The organism is Erwinia sp. HR93, from assembly GCF_034555055.1.
Lineage (GTDB): Bacteria > Pseudomonadota > Gammaproteobacteria > Enterobacterales > Enterobacteriaceae > Apirhabdus > Apirhabdus apintestini.
On the sequence record NZ_JAXUDP010000001.1, the window covers coordinates 2,555,679 to 2,574,186 of the forward strand.

General features: G+C 53.8%; 18 protein-coding genes, 1 pseudogene and 1 riboswitch. Of the genes and pseudogenes, 10 read left to right on the forward strand and 9 right to left on the reverse strand.

Going from position 1 to position 18,508, the window contains the following annotated elements:
• The first annotated feature begins 584 nt into the window (after positions 1-584).
• Positions 585-2,606 carry an excinuclease ABC subunit UvrB gene (uvrB, locus tag SFA31_RS11920; RefSeq protein WP_322838167.1) on the forward strand — a complete coding sequence of 674 codons (2,022 nt, stop codon included), beginning with the start codon at positions 585-587 and terminating at the stop codon, positions 2,604-2,606.
• Between the two features lie 227 nt (positions 2,607-2,833).
• Here uvrB and yvcK read toward each other — a convergent pair whose 3' ends face one another.
• Positions 2,834-3,742: a uridine diphosphate-N-acetylglucosamine-binding protein YvcK gene (gene yvcK, locus SFA31_RS11925; RefSeq protein WP_322838168.1), complete on the reverse strand. Its 909-nt coding sequence runs from the start codon at positions 3,740-3,742 to the stop codon at positions 2,834-2,836.
• Positions 3,743-3,971: 229 nt separating this feature from the next.
• Positions 3,972-4,105, forward strand: a riboswitch (molybdenum cofactor riboswitch).
• On the opposite strand from yvcK, the gene moaA reads away from it, so the two are divergent.
• The 8 genes and pseudogenes from moaA (at position 4,093) to SFA31_RS19090 (ending at position 8,640) form a co-directional block, all read left to right on the forward strand.
• On the forward strand, positions 4,093-5,082 hold the full coding sequence (gene moaA / locus SFA31_RS11930) for a GTP 3',8-cyclase MoaA (protein ID WP_322838169.1): 990 nt from the start codon (positions 4,093-4,095) through the stop codon (positions 5,080-5,082). (Overlaps the previous riboswitch by 13 nt.)
• 159 nt (positions 5,083-5,241) lie before the next feature.
• A complete protein-coding gene (moaB, locus tag SFA31_RS11935; RefSeq protein WP_322838170.1) occupies positions 5,242-5,754 on the forward strand; it encodes a molybdenum cofactor biosynthesis protein B in 513 nt (170 codons plus the stop codon).
• A 3-nt stretch (positions 5,755-5,757) separates the two neighbouring features.
• Positions 5,758-6,243, forward strand: coding sequence for a cyclic pyranopterin monophosphate synthase MoaC (moaC, locus tag SFA31_RS11940; RefSeq protein WP_322838171.1), 486 nt, complete (start codon positions 5,758-5,760; stop codon positions 6,241-6,243).
• A complete protein-coding gene (gene moaD / locus SFA31_RS11945; RefSeq protein ID WP_322838172.1) occupies positions 6,236-6,481 on the forward strand; it encodes a molybdopterin synthase sulfur carrier subunit in 246 nt (81 codons plus the stop codon). Before moaC ends, moaD begins: the two co-directional genes overlap by 8 nt.
• A gap of 3 nt (positions 6,482-6,484) precedes the next feature.
• Positions 6,485-6,937 (forward strand): molybdopterin synthase catalytic subunit MoaE, encoded by a 453-nt coding sequence (gene moaE / locus SFA31_RS11950; protein WP_322838173.1) that lies wholly within the window; start codon positions 6,485-6,487, stop codon positions 6,935-6,937.
• Between the two features lie 117 nt (positions 6,938-7,054).
• Positions 7,055-7,766, forward strand: a pseudogene (locus tag SFA31_RS11955) (Bax inhibitor-1 family protein).
• A gap of 339 nt (positions 7,767-8,105) precedes the next feature.
• Positions 8,106-8,507 carry a hydroxyisourate hydrolase gene (gene uraH / locus SFA31_RS11960; protein ID WP_322838174.1) on the forward strand — a complete coding sequence of 134 codons (402 nt, stop codon included), beginning with the start codon at positions 8,106-8,108 and terminating at the stop codon, positions 8,505-8,507.
• Positions 8,508-8,556: 49 nt separating this feature from the next.
• Positions 8,557-8,640, forward strand: a complete 84-nt coding sequence (locus SFA31_RS19090) for a hydroxyisourate hydrolase (protein WP_416208354.1) — start codon at positions 8,557-8,559, stop codon at positions 8,638-8,640.
• 528 nt (positions 8,641-9,168) lie between these two features.
• On the opposite strand, the gene SFA31_RS11965 is transcribed toward SFA31_RS19090, so the two are convergent.
• The 3 genes from SFA31_RS11965 to SFA31_RS11975 are packed head-to-tail and all read right to left on the reverse strand — an operon-like array spanning position 9,169 to position 12,202.
• A complete protein-coding gene (locus tag SFA31_RS11965) occupies positions 9,169-10,194 on the reverse strand; it encodes a YbhN family protein (protein ID WP_322838175.1) in 1,026 nt (341 codons plus the stop codon).
• Between the two features lie 2 nt (positions 10,195-10,196).
• Positions 10,197-11,441, reverse strand: coding sequence for a cardiolipin synthase ClsB (clsB, locus tag SFA31_RS11970; protein ID WP_322838176.1), 1,245 nt, complete (start codon positions 11,439-11,441; stop codon positions 10,197-10,199).
• Positions 11,438-12,202 carry an endonuclease/exonuclease/phosphatase family protein gene (locus SFA31_RS11975; protein ID WP_322838177.1) on the reverse strand — a complete coding sequence of 255 codons (765 nt, stop codon included), beginning with the start codon at positions 12,200-12,202 and terminating at the stop codon, positions 11,438-11,440. Before SFA31_RS11975 ends, clsB begins: the two co-directional genes overlap by 4 nt.
• Before the next feature lie 131 nt (positions 12,203-12,333).
• Between SFA31_RS11975 and SFA31_RS11980 the strand changes: the two genes are divergently transcribed.
• Positions 12,334-12,747 (forward strand): YbhQ family protein, encoded by a 414-nt coding sequence (locus tag SFA31_RS11980; RefSeq protein ID WP_322838178.1) that lies wholly within the window; start codon positions 12,334-12,336, stop codon positions 12,745-12,747.
• On the opposite strand, the gene SFA31_RS11985 is transcribed toward SFA31_RS11980, so the two are convergent.
• Genes SFA31_RS11985 through cecR form a run of 5 tightly spaced genes read right to left on the reverse strand, consistent with a single transcriptional unit; the run spans position 12,709 to position 18,381 of the window.
• On the reverse strand, positions 12,709-13,821 hold the full coding sequence (locus tag SFA31_RS11985; protein WP_322838179.1) for an ABC transporter permease: 1,113 nt from the start codon (positions 13,819-13,821) through the stop codon (positions 12,709-12,711). The genes SFA31_RS11980 and SFA31_RS11985 overlap by 39 nt on opposite strands.
• A 12-nt stretch (positions 13,822-13,833) precedes the next feature.
• Positions 13,834-14,970: an ABC transporter permease gene (locus tag SFA31_RS11990; protein ID WP_322838180.1), complete on the reverse strand. Its 1,137-nt coding sequence runs from the start codon at positions 14,968-14,970 to the stop codon at positions 13,834-13,836.
• A complete protein-coding gene (locus SFA31_RS11995; RefSeq protein ID WP_322838181.1) occupies positions 14,960-16,705 on the reverse strand; it encodes an ATP-binding cassette domain-containing protein in 1,746 nt (581 codons plus the stop codon). The genes SFA31_RS11990 and SFA31_RS11995 overlap by 11 nt, the downstream gene beginning before the upstream one ends.
• Positions 16,692-17,696, reverse strand: coding sequence for a secretion protein HlyD (gene hlyD / locus SFA31_RS12000; RefSeq protein ID WP_322838182.1), 1,005 nt, complete (start codon positions 17,694-17,696; stop codon positions 16,692-16,694). The genes SFA31_RS11995 and hlyD overlap by 14 nt, the downstream gene beginning before the upstream one ends.
• Positions 17,683-18,381 (reverse strand): transcriptional regulator CecR, encoded by a 699-nt coding sequence (gene cecR, locus SFA31_RS12005; protein WP_322838183.1) that lies wholly within the window; start codon positions 18,379-18,381, stop codon positions 17,683-17,685. The genes hlyD and cecR overlap by 14 nt, the downstream gene beginning before the upstream one ends.
• Between the last annotated feature and the right edge of the window lie 127 nt (positions 18,382-18,508).

Below are 18,508 nucleotides of genomic sequence, written 5' to 3' on the forward strand. Positions count from 1 at the left end.
AACGGGCCGTAGCTCAAGCGGCGCAATATTGCACGGTTTCAGCGGAATTTTTGTCCAGATTATCGACCTGGCGCAGGTAAAAAAAATTCACCGATCTTTTTTTTAATAAAAATGCGGTCCGCATTCTATTTTCGCGATGCTGCCTGTATTGCGGCCTGGACACAGTTATCCACTATTCCTGTGGATAACCTTGTGTATTAGAGTTAGAAAACCTGCGTTAAGCGAGATAATACGCGGGCCGCAGATGAATTGGCGCGAAAGCCGTCTCAATTTTATTATTTTTGATATTCAACCAGTTAAGTAAAATCAATCTCTGTGAATCACAGTGAAGATTCTGATATAAAACTTGCGCGCTGCAGGTTGACAAGTGTTAAAAAATAAAAGCATTTGGGGATAACCCCGAAAACGGGATAAACCCTAACCGAAACCGCTAAAAGCGGCGCGCGAGCGCTGTGATGGCGGTTTCAAAGGAGATAATGGCCGGGAATACTGTGGATTTAATCAGGGGCGCTGGCAAAATGCACGCAGGCGAGTAGAATTATGGCTTCGGTTGCCTTCATCCATTTGCATCAGGTTGTCTTCCCATGAGTAAAGCCTTCAAATTGCACTCCGCGTTCCAACCCTCTGGCGATCAGCCGAATGCTATCCGTCGGCTGAAAGAGGGGCTGGAAGATGGTCTGGCGCACCAAACCCTGCTCGGCGTAACCGGCTCCGGGAAAACCTTTACCGTGGCGAACGTGATTGCAGATCTTCAGCGCCCGACAATGGTGCTGGCGCCGAATAAAACGCTGGCGGCCCAGCTTTATGGCGAGATGAAAGAGTTTTTCCCGGAAAACGCGGTGGAATACTTCGTTTCGTATTACGACTATTACCAGCCTGAAGCCTATGTACTCAGCTCCGACACCTTTATAGAAAAAGACGCTTCGGTTAACGAACATATTGAACAGATGCGGCTTTCCGCCACCAAAGCGCTGCTGGAACGACGCGATGTGGTGGTCGTGGCGTCGGTTTCGGCCATTTACGGCCTCGGCGACCCCGATCTGTATTTGAAAATGATGCTGCATCTGACCAATGGCATGATTATCGATCAGCGCTCGATTCTGCGCCGGCTGGCGGAACTGCAATATACCCGTAACGATCAGGCTTTTCAGCGCGGTACCTTTCGCGTACGCGGTGAGGTTATCGATATTTTCCCTGCCGAATCCGATGATATCGCTTTGCGGGTTGAGTTATTCGACGAAGAGGTGGAGCGCCTGTCGCTATTTGATCCTTTAACCGGGCACGTGGATTCCACTGTGCAGCGCTATACGGTCTATCCTAAAACGCACTATGTTACCCCGCGTGAGCGCATCGTTCAGGCGATGGAAGAGATTAAAGATGAGCTGGTCGACAGGCGAAAGGTTCTGATGGCCAACAATAAGCTGTTGGAAGAGCAGCGCCTGACGCAGCGCACGCAGTTTGATTTAGAGATGATGAACGAGCTGGGATACTGTTCGGGTATTGAAAACTATTCGCGCTATTTATCCGGGCGCGGCCCGGGCGAGCCGCCGCCGACGCTATTTGACTATTTACCCGCCGACGGCCTGCTGGTGGTAGATGAATCTCACGTAACAATACCGCAAATTGGCGGGATGTACCGCGGGGACAGAGCGCGTAAAGAGACGCTGGTAGAATATGGATTTCGGCTACCGTCGGCGCTGGATAACCGCCCGCTGAGATTCGAGGAGTTTGAAGCGCTGGCACCGCAAACTATTTATGTTTCCGCGACGCCCGGCAATTACGAACTGGAGAAATCCGGTGGAGAAATTATCGATCAAGTGGTGCGTCCTACCGGATTGCTTGACCCGCTTATTGAAGTACGCCCGGTAACCACGCAGGTTGACGATCTACTGTCTGAAATCCGTAAGCGCGTAGAGGTTGGCGAGCGGGTGCTGGTTACCACGCTCACCAAACGTATGGCGGAAGATTTAACCGAATATCTGGAAGAGCACGGCGAGCGCGTGCGCTATTTGCACTCGGATATCGATACCGTCGAACGTATGGAAATTATTCGCGATCTGCGACTGGGGGAATTTAACGTGCTGGTTGGCATTAACCTGCTGCGTGAAGGGTTAGATATGCCCGAAGTTTCTCTGGTGGCGATTCTGGACGCTGATAAAGAGGGGTTCCTGCGCTCTGAGCGCTCGCTGATACAGACTATCGGACGCGCGGCGCGTAACGTTAACGGTAAGGCGATTTTGTATGCTGATAAAATCACGCCTTCAATGGCGAAGGCCATCGGTGAAACCGAGCGTCGGCGTGAGAAACAGCAGCGCTATAACGAAGAGCACGGCATTGTTCCACAGGGCTTGAATAAAAAAGTGGTGGATATCCTGGCTCTTGGTGAAAGCCTGGCGCACACCAAAGCAAAAGGGCGCGGCAAATCTCGCGCAGCGGCTTCCTCGTCGTCTATCGACAAAGAGATGTCGCCGAAGGCGCTGCAGCAAAAAATTGCCGAACTGGAAGCGCAGATGCTGGAACATGCCCGTAATCTGGAGTTTGAAGAGGCCGCGCAGGCGCGCGATCGGCTGCATCAATTGCGTGAGCTTTTTATTGCGGCGTCCTGACGCCGCTGCGCCCGCCCGGTGTACAAAACGAAGTGATGCATGATTGCTTGATGCATTTAGCGGGCTGTGGCTCTTTCTCACCTTGCCTAACCCCGGCCTGTTCAGCGAACAGAAGCGGGGCATTAAGGGGGAGACTGTCACCGATAACGGTGGGGGAGCCGGGCGCCTGCCAGACGTTTGATGCTAAGCCATGCGCGCAACTGCGTTAGGATTCAGGGCCGCGCGGGCTAACCTAGCGCCTGAAGCGCTTTTTCCAGCGCGATGTGCAGCAACTGTCGATCGTGGCGCCACGGCGTATCCTGGGCTTTAAGCGGCGATTGAATAATAATTCGCGTTTTAAGATCCGCAACCTGAATATCCGGGCTAACCACAACCGCATCAATAAAGTGTTTCCCTACATAATGTTCCAGCAGTTCGAGTTTCCCTGCCAGCGTCATACGGGCAGCCGGTTGGCTGACTTCCCGCCCCAGATTGCCAATATAAACGACCGGCGCAGGCGTACGGCGAAGCGCCTGAGCCAGATCGTCGAGCAGCAGTAGCGGGATTAGGCTGGTGTAAAAACTGCCTGGCCCGATAATAATTAAATCGGCGTCGGCGATAGCCTGCAGGGCTTCACGCGTGGCATGACATTTGGGATAAAGCATCAGTTCGGCAGGCGGTGCCTGCAGATTATCAATATTGACTTCGCCGTAGATTAAATGGCCTTCCGCGTCGGTGGCGACCAGATCCACCGCCTGTTCCGACATGGGAATTAAAAACGCATCAACCTTTAACAAATTGCGGATCAGGTTAATGGCCTCCAGTGGACGAACGCTTAAATGATCCAGCGCTTTTAACATCAAATTACCGAGGTTATGGCCTGCAAGCTCGCCGTTACCGCTAAAACGGTACTCAAACATCGCCGACGCGACGCTCGGCTCCGTGATGAGTTGGTTCAGGCAATTACGCATATCTCCCCAGGCGATACCGCCTTCTGAGCGGCGAATACGTCCGGTAGAACCGCCGTTGTCCGTAGTAGTGACAATGCCGGTAAGGCGCGAACCTAACGAGGAGAGGGAAGACATCACCCTTCCCAGCCCGTGTCCTCCGCCGAGGGCAACGACGCGATCGAGATCGGCAAACGTGCGGCTACGCATTATCGGTTTCCTTAAATCAGGGAGCGTGGCGGACAAATTAGCGTAAAACCGGCTAAAAAACGATATCGACGCTTTGATAATGACGCATATCAAGGCAAAAACGCGATTTTTGCGTATTCTGTGTCGAAAATTAGACATCATGCCGTTATGTTGTGGTTTATATAGCGGAATGTGCGCCTGGCGAAACCGGTAACTTAACGCTATCATCGCCTGTAAGACGTTTAATGATAAACGACACAAACACTCAAGCCCTGGCGCCTACGTCTCTGGATAAGGCGCCCCGGCCGTGACCTTGCGTCACCAGGGTGCAGAAAGAAATGACTGCATCTCCCGATATTGGAAAGGTGTATATGGTTCCTCAACTGACCGATGCTTTTGCGCGCAAATTCTATTATTTGCGTCTGTCTATCACCGATGTGTGCAATTTTCGCTGCACATATTGTCTTCCTGACGGTTATAAACCGGGCGGCGTAACTAATAAGAGTTTTTTATCACTTGATGAAATCCGCCGCGTAACCCGCGCGTTCGCCGCGATGGGTACGGAAAAAGTGCGCCTTACCGGCGGCGAGCCTTCTCTGCGTCGCGATTTTACCGATATCATTGCCGCCGTGGCTGAAAACGAAGCTATCCGCCATATTGCCGTTACCAGCAATGGCTATCGCATGGCGAGGGACATCGCCCGTTGGCGCGAAGCCGGGTTAACGGCGATTAATGTCAGCGTTGATAGCCTGGACGCGCGCCAGTTCCACGCAATCACCGGGCAGGATAAGTTTACTCAGGTCATGGCGGGGATTGACGCGGCCTTTGAGGCCGGTTTTGAGCGCGTAAAAGTGAATACGGTACTGATGCGCAATGTTAACCATCATCAACTGGACACTTTTCTTCACTGGATAAAGTCTCGCCCGATACAGTTACGCTTTATTGAATTAATGGAAACCGGTGAAGGCAGCGCGCTGTTTCATAAACATCATATCTCCGGCACGGTGATCCGCGATGCGCTGCTGCAGCGTGGATGGATCCACCAATTGCGTGGGCGCAGCGATGGTCCGGCCCAGGTGTTTACTCATCCCGATTACATCGGGCAAATCGGCCTTATCATGCCGTATGAGAAGGACTTTTGCGCTAGCTGTAATCGTCTGCGCGTCTCTTCCGTGGGGAATTTACACCTCTGCCTTTTCGGAAATGGTGGTATCCCGCTGCGCGATCTGCTGGCGTATGACGAGCAGCAGACAGAGCTGCAGGCGCGTATCGCCAGCGCGCTTTCCCATAAAAAACAAACGCATTTTCTCCATGATGGCGATACTGGTATTACGCAAAATCTTTCCTGGATAGGCGGTTAACCCTCTCTCGGCTGGCGGCATCTTCTCTCTGGTTATGTGATGTCGGGCACCTTCCGGCCTGGGCGACAACAAACGCGTGGGTCAACTATAAACATGAAATATATACGCGCACCGGCGACGTGAACGGTTCGGCGAGGCGTTTGATATAAGGAGAATTCGATGAGTCAGGCAAACAGCGAATTTATACCTGTCCGCATTGCGGTACTGACGATATCCAGCCGCCGCGGTGAGGATGACGATACCTCTGGCCATTACCTGCGAGACAGCGCGCAGGAAGCGGGGCACCGCGTGGTCGCGAAAGCGATAGTCGCGGAGAATCTTTACATTATTCGCGCGCAGGTTTCAGAGTGGATCGCGCGCGATGATGTACAGGCAATCTTAATCAACGGCGGCACCGGTTTTACCGAGGGCGACTGCGCGCCAGAAGCGCTATCACCGCTGTTTGACCGGGAGATCGCCGGCTTTGGTGAAGTATTTCGGATGCTTTCTTTCGAGGAAATCGGCACCTCTACGCTTCAGTCGCGCGCGATAGCAGGCATAGCGAATAGTACGCTGATTTTTGCGATGCCCGGTTCCACGAAAGCATGCCGAACTGCCTGGGAGAATATTATCGCGCCCCAGCTAGATGCGCGCACGCGCCCTTGTAATTTTCATCCACATTTGAAGGGGTGAGTTATGTCGCAGTTGACGCATATTAATGCGGCGGGTGAAGCTCACATGGTTGATGTTTCCGCAAAAGCGGATACGGTTCGCGAAGCGCGCGCCGAGGCTTTTGTCACGATGCGCCCTGAAACGCTGGCGATGATCGTTGAAGGCCGCCACCACAAAGGCGACGTATTTGCTACAGCACGTATTGCCGGTATCCAGGCAGCGAAACGCACCTGGGAGTTGATTCCACTATGTCATCCATTATTACTCAGCAATGTTGAAGTTCAGTTAGAGGCAGATGGTGAGGCGCATCGGGTGCGCATTGAGTCGCGCTGCCGTTTAACCGGGAAAACCGGCGTGGAGATGGAAGCGCTAACGGCGGCATCGGTGGCGGCGCTGACTATTTACGATATGTGTAAAGCAGTTCAAAAAGATATGGTGATTGGGCCGGTGCGCCTGCTGGAAAAAAGCGGCGGTAAATCTGGCGATTTTAAGGTGAAAGCGCATGATTAATGTTTTGTTTTTTGCGCAGGTGCGCGAACTTATCGCCTGCGATAATGTATCGTTGCCCGCCACCTTTTCAAATGTAGAAGCATTGCGCCAGCATTTGGCCGAACGCGGGGAACGCTGGGCATTGGCGCTAGAGCGCGGGAAATTGCTGGCGTCGGTTAATCAGACGCTGGTGGAGTTCACGCATCCTTTGCAGGATGGCGATGAAGTAGCTTTCTTTCCACCCGTTACGGGAGGTTAAGCAATGACTGATACGCGGATCCGCGTTGGCGAAGCCGGTTTTAACGTCGGCGAAGAATATAGCTGGCTATCCCAGTGCGATGAAGACGGGGCGGTGGTGACGTTTACTGGCAAAGTGCGTAACCATAACCTGGGCGATAATGTCAGCGCCCTGACGCTGGAGCACTATCCCGGGATGACGGAAAAAGCGCTCGCAGAGATAGTCGCCCAGGCGCGGCAGCGCTGGCCGCTGCAGCGGGTTTCGGTTATCCATCGCGTCGGTGAGCTGTGGCCGGGGGATGAAATTGTATTTGTCGGCGTCACCGGCGCTCACCGAAGCCAGGCGTTCGAAGCGGCGCAGTTTATTATGGATTATTTGAAAACCCGCGCCCCGTTCTGGAAGCGAGAGGCGACGGATGAGGGCGCTCGCTGGGTCGAAGCGCGCGATAGCGATCGTGAGGCGGCGCAGCGCTGGTAGTCAGAGTGCTGTGAAAATGTGGTAGTCTTATTGCAATGACCAATAGTGGCATTCGGCGCGCAGCGGGTTAGTCGTTTGTCATTACCTAACTCTGTTTTCTAACCACGAGGATGTTTCATGGATCGATACCCACAATCCGGCGGCTCGTCGATTATACAAAGCGGCAGTCGTCTGCAAACTTATATGGCGCAGGTTTTTGGCTGGATGACCTGCGGGCTTTTATTAACGGCGTTTGTTGCCTGGTTTGCCGCGAATACACCGGCGGTAATGATGTTCGTGTTTTCCAGTAAACTGACGTTTTTCGGTTTAGTGATTGCGCAGCTGGCGCTGGTATTCGTACTCTCTGGCATGGTGCACAAACTTAGCCCGGGTGTGGCAACCGGCCTGTTCATGCTCTATTCAGCGCTAACCGGGTTAACGTTTGCCAGTATTTTCCTGGTATATACCTATTCTTCAATCGCCAGCGCTTTTTTGATTACCGGCGGTATGTTTGGCGCGATGAGCTTTTATGGCTATACCACTAAGCGCGATCTCAGCCGCTTCGGAAGCTTGCTGTTTATGGGGCTGATAGGCATTGTGCTGGCATCGTTGGTCAATATCTGGCTGAAAAGCACATCCGCTGATGTGGGCGGTAACCTATATTGGCGTGCTGGTATTCGTTGGTTTGACGGCATACGACACCCAGAAATTAAAGGCTATCGGCGAGCAAATGGAAAACCGCAGCGGCGATGATATGCGCAAATATGCTATCATGGGCGCGCTGACGCTGTATCTGGACTTCATTAACCTGTTTATGATGCTGCTGCGTATTTTCGGCAATCGCCGTTAATGCACATTCAGATAGACAAAACGCCGCAATAGCGGCGTTTTTTTATGCTTTCAGAATGCCCTTTGTTGGTAATTTGGCTATGTGTTTACCCGGTTTCTGTCACGATGCTCTTCGTTAATACAGTGTGCTTACGCTGTTAATCTTGCCCTCTGATTCAACGCAAGGGCTTTACCTCCTATAAAAGTGCCTGGAAACGGGGCAATCGTTTTTTAGCTGCTACAGTTGTAACGCTGGCAGATCTTGTATGCCAGATAATAGCTGGTGATAAACCGCGAGTAAGGTCAGTTAGTCGCGTGAGTGCTCCATACAGGTCTAAAATTTATCTAACAAGGAATCATTATGAAATTAGCCATTATTTCGGGGTTATGTCTGTTGAGCTGCGCAGCGCTGGCCGCCCCGCAGGGAACATTAAGCGTTCATATTCTTAATCAGCAAACCGGGCGGCCTTCTGAAGGTGTCGCGGTGGAATTGGCGAAGAAAACCGGGGACGATTGGGTTTCGGTTGCACAGGCTAAAACGAATCAGGATGGAAGAGTCGGCTCGCTTTATCCGGCGGCTCAGGATATGCAGCCCGGCACCTACAAAGTCACCTTTCGCACCGGCGATTACTTTAAGTCACAGCATATGAGTAGCTTCTTCCCTGAAATTCCGGTTATTTTCACCGTAACGGAGAAAAATCAGAAGCTGCACGTTCCTCTGCTGCTGAGCCAGTATGGCTATTCAACCTATCGGGGGAGTTAACGCTACCGCGCCCCGGCGCTGAGCCGGGGCATAACCGGCGTGTTGCCATATTTCCCGTCGGGCGGGGAACTCACCGCTGCACGTTCCTCTGCCGCTGAGCCAGTATGGCTATTCAACCTATCGGGGGAGTTAACGCTACCGCGCCCCGGCGCTGAGCCGGGGCATAACCGGCGTGTTGCCATATTTCCCGTCGGGCGGGGAACTCACCGCTGCGCGTTCCTCTGCCGCTGAGCCAGTATGGCTATTCAACCTGGCGGGGCAGTTAACGCTGCCGCGCCCCGGCGCTGCGCCGGGGCATAACCGGCGTGTTGCTATATTTCCCGTCGGGCGGGGAACTCACCGCTGCGCGTTCTTCTGCCGCTGAGCCAGTATGGCTATTCAACCTGGCGGGGCAGTTAACGCTACCGCGCCCCGGCGCTGAGCCGGGGCATAACCGGCGTGTTGCTATATTTCCCGTCGGGTGGGGAACTCACCGCTGCGCGTTCCTCTACCGCTGAGCCAGTATGGCTATTCAACCTGGCGGGGCAGTTAATGCTGCCTCGCCCCGGCGCTGCGTCGGGGCATAACCGGCGTGTTGCTATATTTCCCGCCGGGCGGGGAACTCACCGCTGCGCGTTCCTCTGCCGCTGAGCCAGTATGGCTATTCAACCTGGCGGGGCAGTTAACGCGGCCCTGTGTCGGCACCACGCTGGCGCTCAGGCGTATGATGCATGCGCGGTGCCATACTCTTCGGGGCACTTTGGTTTCCGACAGCGCTTTGCCTGGCGCGGTGTTCCATCCACAGGTAACACAGTGCGGCAAGGAATAACGGAATGAAGAAATAAAGTGTCCGATAGGCGAGCAGGGCGGCAATGAGATTGCCTTTAGATACCGGTTCTGTCGCCAGAAGCGCAATGAAAACAGCCTCAAGTACGCCGATACCGGCAGGGATGTGGATAATCACGCCGGCAATGCTGCTTACCAGCAGCACGCCGAGCAGTAAGAAGTAATTCACCTGTTGGTCAGTCAATAGCCAAATGATGGCCGCCATAATCATCCAGTTAACGCTGGAGAGGGTCAACTGCAATAGTGCAAAGCGCCAGGCTGGTAGCTCAAATCGCTGCTTGAAGAGTGTGATATGGCGCTTTTTCGCCCGTGCACAGCACCAGATATAGCCGATAATTATCGCCAGTAGCACACCGCCAAGTAACTGCAGCGTAGATTCACTAAGATACCAGTGCGAGGGCAGAGGCACCATTGCGCTGGTAAAAAGTACCCCGCCCAGCAAAATATACCCCAGCCAGTTGGTCGAAATGCTAAGAGAAAAAATGCGCGTAATCATCCCTTTAGACAGGCCAAGCTGAGAATAGAGCCGATATCGCATGCCGATGCCGCCGACCCAGGTACTGAGCGTAAGATTAAACGCATAGCAAATGAAGGCGACTAGCATCACCTGGCGCTTCTCCAGCCGGTGGTGGTACTGGACGCGAGCCAAAAGATCATAGCCGCCGTAAATAAGATAACTCAGGGCGGTGAGACCCGCGGCGGCCCATAGCGCGCGGCGGTCATAATTGCGTAGTACCTGCCAGACCTCTTTCCAGTCGATTTTCTGGGCGTAAAAAATGATTAATGCCAGCGTGACCGTCAGAAAAAGCCAGCTCAGGAGCCGCTTCGCCAGTTTCCATTTTTTTGATTTATGGGGCTTCATTGCTACATCTCCGGGGTTTCCCGGCGATCGCCGGCTTCAATTTGCGGCCGTGCCGGCAGGGGAACCTGCTTCAGACGCGGCGTATGGGCAGGAAGCCAGCCGACCATGGCGGGGAAATGGCGCAGAAAGTGAAACGCCAGCACGCTGCTGCCAATATTCCACCAGCGGCGAGGCGGCAATTTTGTCTCATCGATTTGCTGGCAATCTACCTGAATCAGTGTCTCTAAGTGGCTATGCAGCGTTTGGTTGAATGCGCGATCGTGGACAATTACATTCGCTTCCAGATTCAGGCTCAGGCTGAGTGGATCGAGATTACTGGAGCCGACGGTTGCCCAGCTATCATCCATCACGGCGACTTTGCCGTGCAGCGGACGTTGCTGATATTCATAAATGCTGACGCCGGCCCGCAGCAAGTACCGGTAAAGCAGGCGCGCGCCAACTTTGACAATTGGCATATCCGGCTCGCCCTGGGTTATTAGACGGACCGCCACCCCGCGCCGCGCCGCATTGCGCATCGCATGCAATATCCGATAGCCGGGAAAGAAATAGGCGTTTGCAATAATGACTTCGCGCTTTGCCGTCGCCAGCATTCTCAGGTAATGGCGTTCAATATCGTCACGGTGGCTGTCATTATCTCGCCACACGAACAGCGCCTGGGTTTCGCCGGGCGCTGTTGCCTGATAAGAAAGGGTTTCGCTGTTTTGTCCCCACCAGCGTCGGACGGTATCTCGGGCGGCAAGCGTAGCGCGCGAATAGTGAAAAATATCGTCGACGATGGGGCCCTCAAGGCGTACCGCATAATCCTGCTTTGCCTGTGGACCAAAGCTTGTCATATGTTCAGCGGAATAATTTATGCCGCCGATAAAGGCGATGCACCGATCGACTACTACAATTTTACGGTGCATGCGGCGAAAGATATTCGTACGCATCCCAAAGCGCAGCGGACGCGGATCGTAATAGCGTAGAACTATCCCTGCGGCGGTCATCGGGTTGACAAAATCTTCGCTGAACGGCGGGGAACCGTAGCCGTCCAGCAGGCACTCGACGTGCACGCCGCGCTGCGCCGCATTTAGCAGCGCATCTCTTAGCTGCCAGCCGATATTGTCTTCAAACCAAATGAAGGTTTCCAGAATGATATGTTGCTGGGCTTTGGCGATAGCGTTAAAGACAGCGGGAAAGAATGCCTCACCGTTTTCCAGCAGCGCGATACGGTTACCGTCGCGCCAGCGGCATACATGTTGCGTCACAGAGCGATCTCCACGGCCAGAGGCGCATGATCGGAAAGATGCCGCCATTCACGTAGAGAAAGCGTACGCGGAGCGCTGGCGGCAGCATTTTTAATATAGATGCGATCGAGGCGCAGCAGTGGAAAACGGGCCGGAAATGTGCGCGCTGGCCGTCCGCGATCGCGAGTAAAAATTTCCTCAAGGCCAGCGCCAGTGCGTAATAGCGGGTTTGCCCGCTGGCGCCAGTCGTTGAAATCACCGGCGACTACGATGGGGCACGCATCAGGCAGGGTGTTCACAAAGCGTGAAAGCATCCCCAACTGGATTTGCCGGTGGCGTTCTCTTAATCCCAGATGCGCACAAATAATATGCAGAGGGTGTGCCGACGGGGCGGGTAGCGCGATTTCACAGTGCAATAGCCCTCGTTTTTCATGACCGGGGATAGAGATATCCCTATTTTCGCTGCGTATAATCGAATAGCGTGACAAAATGGCGTTGCCGTGATGCCCTTCACTGTAAACGGCATTTTGCCCGTAGGCATAATCCTGCCACACGGCGTCGGCGAGAAATTCGTAATGACTGGTCTGCGGCCAGTCGGCGATATTGAGCGCGTGGATCTCATGTTCACCCAGCACTTCCTGCAGGCAGACAATATCGGGATTGACGCTGCGTATCGCGTCCCGCAATTGAGGTAGCACAAAGCGGCGATTAAATGTGGTGAATCCTTTGTGGGTGTTAATGGTTAAAATGCGCAGTGAGAATAAAGCGCTGGATTTCGTCATGCGCCTCCCGTTTTTGTCATATGTAGGCGGGTAAAGTGTAGTCTTTGTCACAAAAAGTTGGCGTGATACGGAATTTTCCTTAAAGTACGGTACTCTGAAATACAGTAAGAAAGACCATAGGGAGCGATGACATGAAATGGCAACAACGTATTCGTGTCGCAACAGGCCTAAGTTGCTGGCAGATTATGCTGCATATTTTGGTAGTTGCTTTACTGGTGATGGGATGGATGAGCCAGGCAATGGTGCGCGTCGGTTTGGGGCTGTGCGTATTGTACGCGGTCACTCTGGTGTTGATGCTGGCCTTCCAGCGTTACCACGCGGGCTGGCGCCGTGAGCTGGGCGATTTTCTGGAAGAGATGACCACAACGTGGTATTTCGGCGTGGCGCTAATAGCAATTTGGCTGCTTTCCCGCGTGCTGCACAACAATGTGCTATTGGCACTGGCCGGGCTGGCGCTATTGGCAGGCCCGGCGCTGGTTTCATTATTGATAAAAGACAAACGCCGTTCAGGCGACCTTCCGGCGAAACATAGTATACGCCGCTAACCCAGTAGTGGCCGTGATGACCAGTAGCGGCCACAAACTTTTCCACACGATCGTAAAACTCGCATCTTTCAAATAAATTTGCTTGGTGATATCCGTGAAGTGCCGAATCGGGTTAATCCAGGTTAAATGCTGCAGCCATATCGGCATATTCTCTACCGGTGAAACGTAGCCTGAAAGCAAAATGGCCGGCATCATAAACACGAACACGCCAATAAACGCCTGCTGCTGCGTTGAACACAGCGAAGAGATAAGCAGGCCGAACCCTACCAGCGACAGTCCATACAGCATCATGCTCAGGTAGAACAGCGCCAGCGAGCCGGAAAACGGGATCTGATAAATAAAAATCCCGATAAGCAGCACGATGGAAGCCTGAAAAGTGGCGACAACCAGCGCGGGCACCGCTTTGCCGATAAAAATTTGCCACGTTGCCAGCGGTGAAACCAGTAGCTGATCGAGCGTGCCCTGTTCCCGCTCGCGCGCCACGGACAGCGAAGTCACTATCATTACGCCGATGGTAGTAATCATGGCGATGAGAGACGGCACAATAAACCATTTGTAGTCGAGATTGGGGTTATACCAGTTGCGGACCACCAGTTCGCTATTATTGGGGTTAGGATGCCCGGCCTGAGCCATCAATTCCTGCTGATAGTCGGTGACGATTTGCTGCAGATAATTGGCCGCAATTTGCGCGCTGTTTGAACGCCGTCCGTCGAGAATAAGCTGCATTTGCGCCGGATGACCGGAATCAAGGCGGCGAGAAAAATCATCGGGAAAGCGCACCAGCAGCAGGGTTTTACCCGTATCGATAGTTGGGCGGATCTCCTGCGGGCTTTTCAGGATTAAGACATGGCTGAAGGCTTTTGCGCGCGCGAAACGTTGGGTTAATTCAATCGCGTGTCTGCCGTTGTCCTCACTATACAGCGCGATAGTTGCATTGCTTACCTCAAGCGTGGCGGCTAGCGGAAAAAGCACCACCTGAATAATCACGGGCATAATAAGAATGGCGCGCGTCTGCGGTTCGCGCAGCAGCGCCTGTAGCTCTTTACGAATCAGTGTCCATAAACGATACAGCATAACTTCCTTTCCTCAGTCGAGTCGACGCCGGGTTTTCAGTGCCGTCAGGCCGATAAACAGTATCGCCGAGGCAATCAGGAACAGGGTATTAATCACCAGCACGATGGGAATATTTCCGGCGAGAAATAGGCTTTGCAGCGTGCTGACGAAATAGCGCGCCGGAACCACATACGTAATTGCGCGGATTGCCGCCGGCATACTGTCGATTTCAAAAATAAAACCGGACAGCATGACGGAAGGGAGAAATGCGGCGTTCAACGCAACCTGGGCCGCATTGAACTGATTGCGCGTGAGCGTGGAAATTAACAGCCCCATCCCCAGCGTGCTGAGCAAAAACAGGCTGCTGATGAGAAACAGCACCAGCAGCGAGCCGCGCCAGGGCACGCCCAGAATGAACACGGATACCAGCATACAGATGAGCATCGCCAGCATGCCAAGAAAATAGTAGGGAATGAGCTTGCACAATAACAGCTCGCCGCGCGTCACTTCCGTAGACAGCAGCGCTTCCATCGTGCCGCGCTCCCACTCCCGTGCAACAACGAGCGAAGTTAAAATAGCGCCGATGACCGTCATAATAATGGTCACCGCGCCGGGAATAATAAAATGCTGGCTGATAGCCGCAGGGTTAAACCAGTACCTTGTCTGAATATTAATCAAGGGTTCAAACGGCTCGCCGCGGTCGGCGGCGCGCTGCGCCTGCCAGATTTGCCAAATTCCCTGCATATAACCCTGTACGAAGTTGGCGGTATTTGGCTCGCTGCCGTCGGTAATCACCTGCACCGGCGCCGTATCGCTGGCTCGGGCCATGCGTGAAGCGAAGTCTACCGGGATGACGACCAGCCCGCGGATCTGCCCCGCCTGCATCTTTTCAATCAATTGCTGACGATTGTCGCTCACGGTGGGATCGATAAACGGCGATGCGCTGATAGCATGGGTGAAATCGAGCGCTTCTTTGCTCTGCTGTTCCAGCAGCACGCCGACGCGCAGGCGGCTGGAGTCGAGATTAATTCCGTAGCCAAAAATAAACAGCAGCAGCAGCGGAATGACTACTGCGATAAGCCAGCTTCCGGGATCGCGTAATATTTGGCGCGTCTCTTTTACGCAAAGCGCCCGCACCCGCCGCCATGACACCAGAGAATTAGTTGCCATTGGCATGCTCCTTGTCCCAGTCGTGAATCAACGAAATAAACGCCTGCTCCATCGTGGGATCGGGGTGTTGGCTATCCGCCGCCTGCGCTTTTAAATCATCCGGCGTGCCGCTGGCGATAAGTTTCCCGTGATAAACCAGGCCGATACGATCGCAATACTCCGCTTCGTCCATAAAGTGCGTGGTTACCATCACCGTGACTCCGCGCTCGACCATGCTGTTAATATGCAGCCAGAATTCACGTCGCGTTAAAGGATCGACGCCGGAAGTAGGCTCGTCGAGGAATAAAATATCAGGCTCATGCATAAGTGAACACGCCAGAGCCAGGCGCTGCTTAAACCCCAGCGGCAGGTCATCGGTCGTTTGATTAAAAATGGGCCCGAAATTAAATGCTTCGCTCATACGGGCGATTTTATCGGCCTGCTCCCGGCCGCGCAGGCCGTATATGCCGGAGAAAAAACGTAAATTTTGCGCGACGGTTAGGTTGCCGTACAGCGAGAATTTTTGCGCCATATAGCCTAAATGCTGGCGTGCAGCCCCGGAGCTGGTCTTTAAATCCATCCCCAATACCTGCGCGCTGCCGGAGGTCGGAACCAGTAATCCGCACATCATCTTAAATGTGGTGGATTTCCCGGCGCCGTTTGGCCCTAACAGGCCAAAAATCTCGCCGCGTTTCACCTGAAAATTGACGTTATCCGTTGCCGCAAAATCGCCAAATTTTTTGGTCAGCATGTTTGCCTCGATCACCGTTTCATCGGGCTGGCCCTTAATTTGGTGCAGCACCGCGCCCAGCGGAGATTCCGATTCATCAATGCCGCCGAGTAAATCGATAAACGCGTCTTCAAAGCGCGGCGCGGTTTCGGTTAGCCGATCTCTCTCCAGCGATAGCGATTGCATTAGCACATCCGGGCTGGCCTCACGCTTTAAAATAAGTCTGATGGAGCGCCCCTGAATAACGCCGTCGCTAACCTGTGGCAGCTTGAGTGCACGCTGCAAAAGTCGGCGATTGTTTTCACGGGGGCTGCTGAGCAGCCAGCTCCGCCCGGCCATTTTGCCGGTTAGAGCTTTAGGTTCGCCCTGATAAAGGCGCTCGCCTTCATTGAGCAGTAAAATCTCGCGGCACTGTTCGGCTTCATCCAGATAAGAGGTGCTCCACAGGATAAGCATCCCCTCACCGGCCAGTTCGTGCACCATTTGCCAAAGTTCGCGCCGGGAAATAGGATCGACGCCAACGCCTGGCTCGTCGAGCAACAGCACTTCCGGCTGGCCGACTAGCGTACAGGCCAGCCCCAGTTTCTGCTTCATCCCGCCGGAAAGTTTGCCCGCCAGCCGGCCGGTAAACGGCGCAAGTGAGGTAAACTCCAGCAGGCGTTTAAATGTCTCGCGCCGCTGCTCTCCGGTGACGCTGCGCAGATCGGCGTACAGGTCGAGATTCTCCTGCACCGTTAAATCTTCATAAAGGCCAAATTTCTGGGGCATATAGCCAAGCCTGGCGTGAAGCTGCGTATCGTCCTTAATAGGATCTAAACCGATAACGCTGACGCTGCCTTCACTGGGGCTGAGCAATCCGGCGAGTATGCGCATCAGCGTGGTTTTCCCCGCCCCGTCCGGCCCCACCAGCCCGGTAACGCCGCCGGCGCGGAGTGTAACGCTAAGAGGTGCGACGGCCGGTTTTTGCATGCCGGGAAAGCGTTTGGCTACCTCCGAGAGAACAATTGTGCGTTCACCGCTGTTCATGCTGATCCCTGTCGGCGAAGCGAATAGTAACCGGCATACCCTGGCGTAATTCAGCGTTCGCGTCGCTGACGATAATGCGCAGGCGATAGACCAGGTCAGTACGTAGATCGGTGGTTTCCACGGTTTTAGGCGTGAATTCGGCGGTGGGAGAAATGAAGCCGATTTTTCCATGCCAGGGCTGGTCCGGGCGGCCATCGGTATAAATCAATACTTCGCGGCCCGGCTGCGCTTCATTGAGATGCGTTTCATTGACATAGGCGCGCACCCACACGGGGTGAGACAGCGACAGAGTCAGTACGCTGCTGCCGGGGTTTAACATGGTGCCGGGTTCCACGGCTCGGGTTAGTAAAGTTCCATTCGACGGCGCCTGTAGCGTGGTGTCCTGTAAATCAAGCTGGCTCTGCGCTAACTGCGATCTTGCCTGTTCCAGCTTCGCTTTCGCCTGCGCTATTTCCTGAGGACGATTCCCTTTCTGATACTGCGCCAGTTTATCCTGGGCCGACTTCAGGCTGGCCAGCGCCTGATCGCGCCCGGAGCGGGCGTTTTCAAGTTCGTTGGCCGATACGGTGCGGCTTTTCCACAGTCCGCGCTGGCGCAGCCAGAAGTTTTGCGCGTAATCATAGGCGGCCTGCGCTTGTTTAACCGCTGAGGCGGCCTGGGCTATTTCTTCGCTACGATAGCCGGCGGTAATTAAGTCATATTGCGCCTGAGCCGCGTCCACGTTGGCCTGCGCCTGCATTAACGCATTATCGTACGGGGCTTTATCAATTTGCCCCAAAACCTGGCCTGCCTTAATGCTATCGCCTTCATCTACCGCCAGGGATTCCAGCCGGCCACCGACGCGGAAACTCATTTCAACGGTGCGAATATCCACATTGCCATACAGCGTGAGCGGCTGAGGTTGCTGGCTGCGAAGCCATAGCCAGCTCCCTATGGCAATAACCAGCGCTGCGATAATCAGCGCGATAATAATAGGTTTACTTTTTTTCATCGTTTACCGCTCCTCGCTGTGCGGATAATCCTTGCAGTATAAAATCAATGTGCTGCCCCACAGTGCGGGCAATTTGATCGGTTCCGGCCGGGTCAAATTGCTGCCAGCCGCAGCGCAGCAAAAGCGTATTACGCCCTAACCGAAAACCGAGAATTTCTCCCAGTATTCCGTGGGTGTGTAACACCGTGTCCGTGGCATCGGGAGATAATCCTGAATAGAGCGCTACCAGATGGGCTATCTGAGTATGCATCGGCAGAAACAGGCGCTCGTGAAGAACAGTGTAAGCCTCCGTCGGAGAAAACTGCTCTCGGGTAACGAATTTACTGATATTGAGCGTGGCATCATCGGTAAGCAAATGGAGCATAGTGCGACTAAGCTGATGAAGCCGCTGGCGCGCTGTAGTTTTATCCGTAAGTCTGACATCATGGCCAGAACTATTCGCCTGAAGAGGAAGTCGTGTGCGTTCGGTGATAAATCCGGCGATCCAGTGGGCGCAGGCAAGATATAGAGCCTCTTTAGAACCGAAATAGTAATTAATCGCCGCGATATTTTGCTCCGCCAGAGCGGCGATGTCGCGCGTGGTGGCATTCATTCCATATTCACCAAATTGAGCGATGGCAGCCTGAATCAGTTTATTTTTGGCCTGTTCGCCGCGCGTAGTTTGCTGGGGAAGCGCTTCAGTCATAAATAGCAAATACAATTAATCAAACGATTGATTGAGTTTATGGCGCTTAAGTGACCTTGTCCAGCCGGTGCTACCTACGTAGCATCATTTGAATACCGGGACTTTATGCGCTGATGGGGAAAAACTG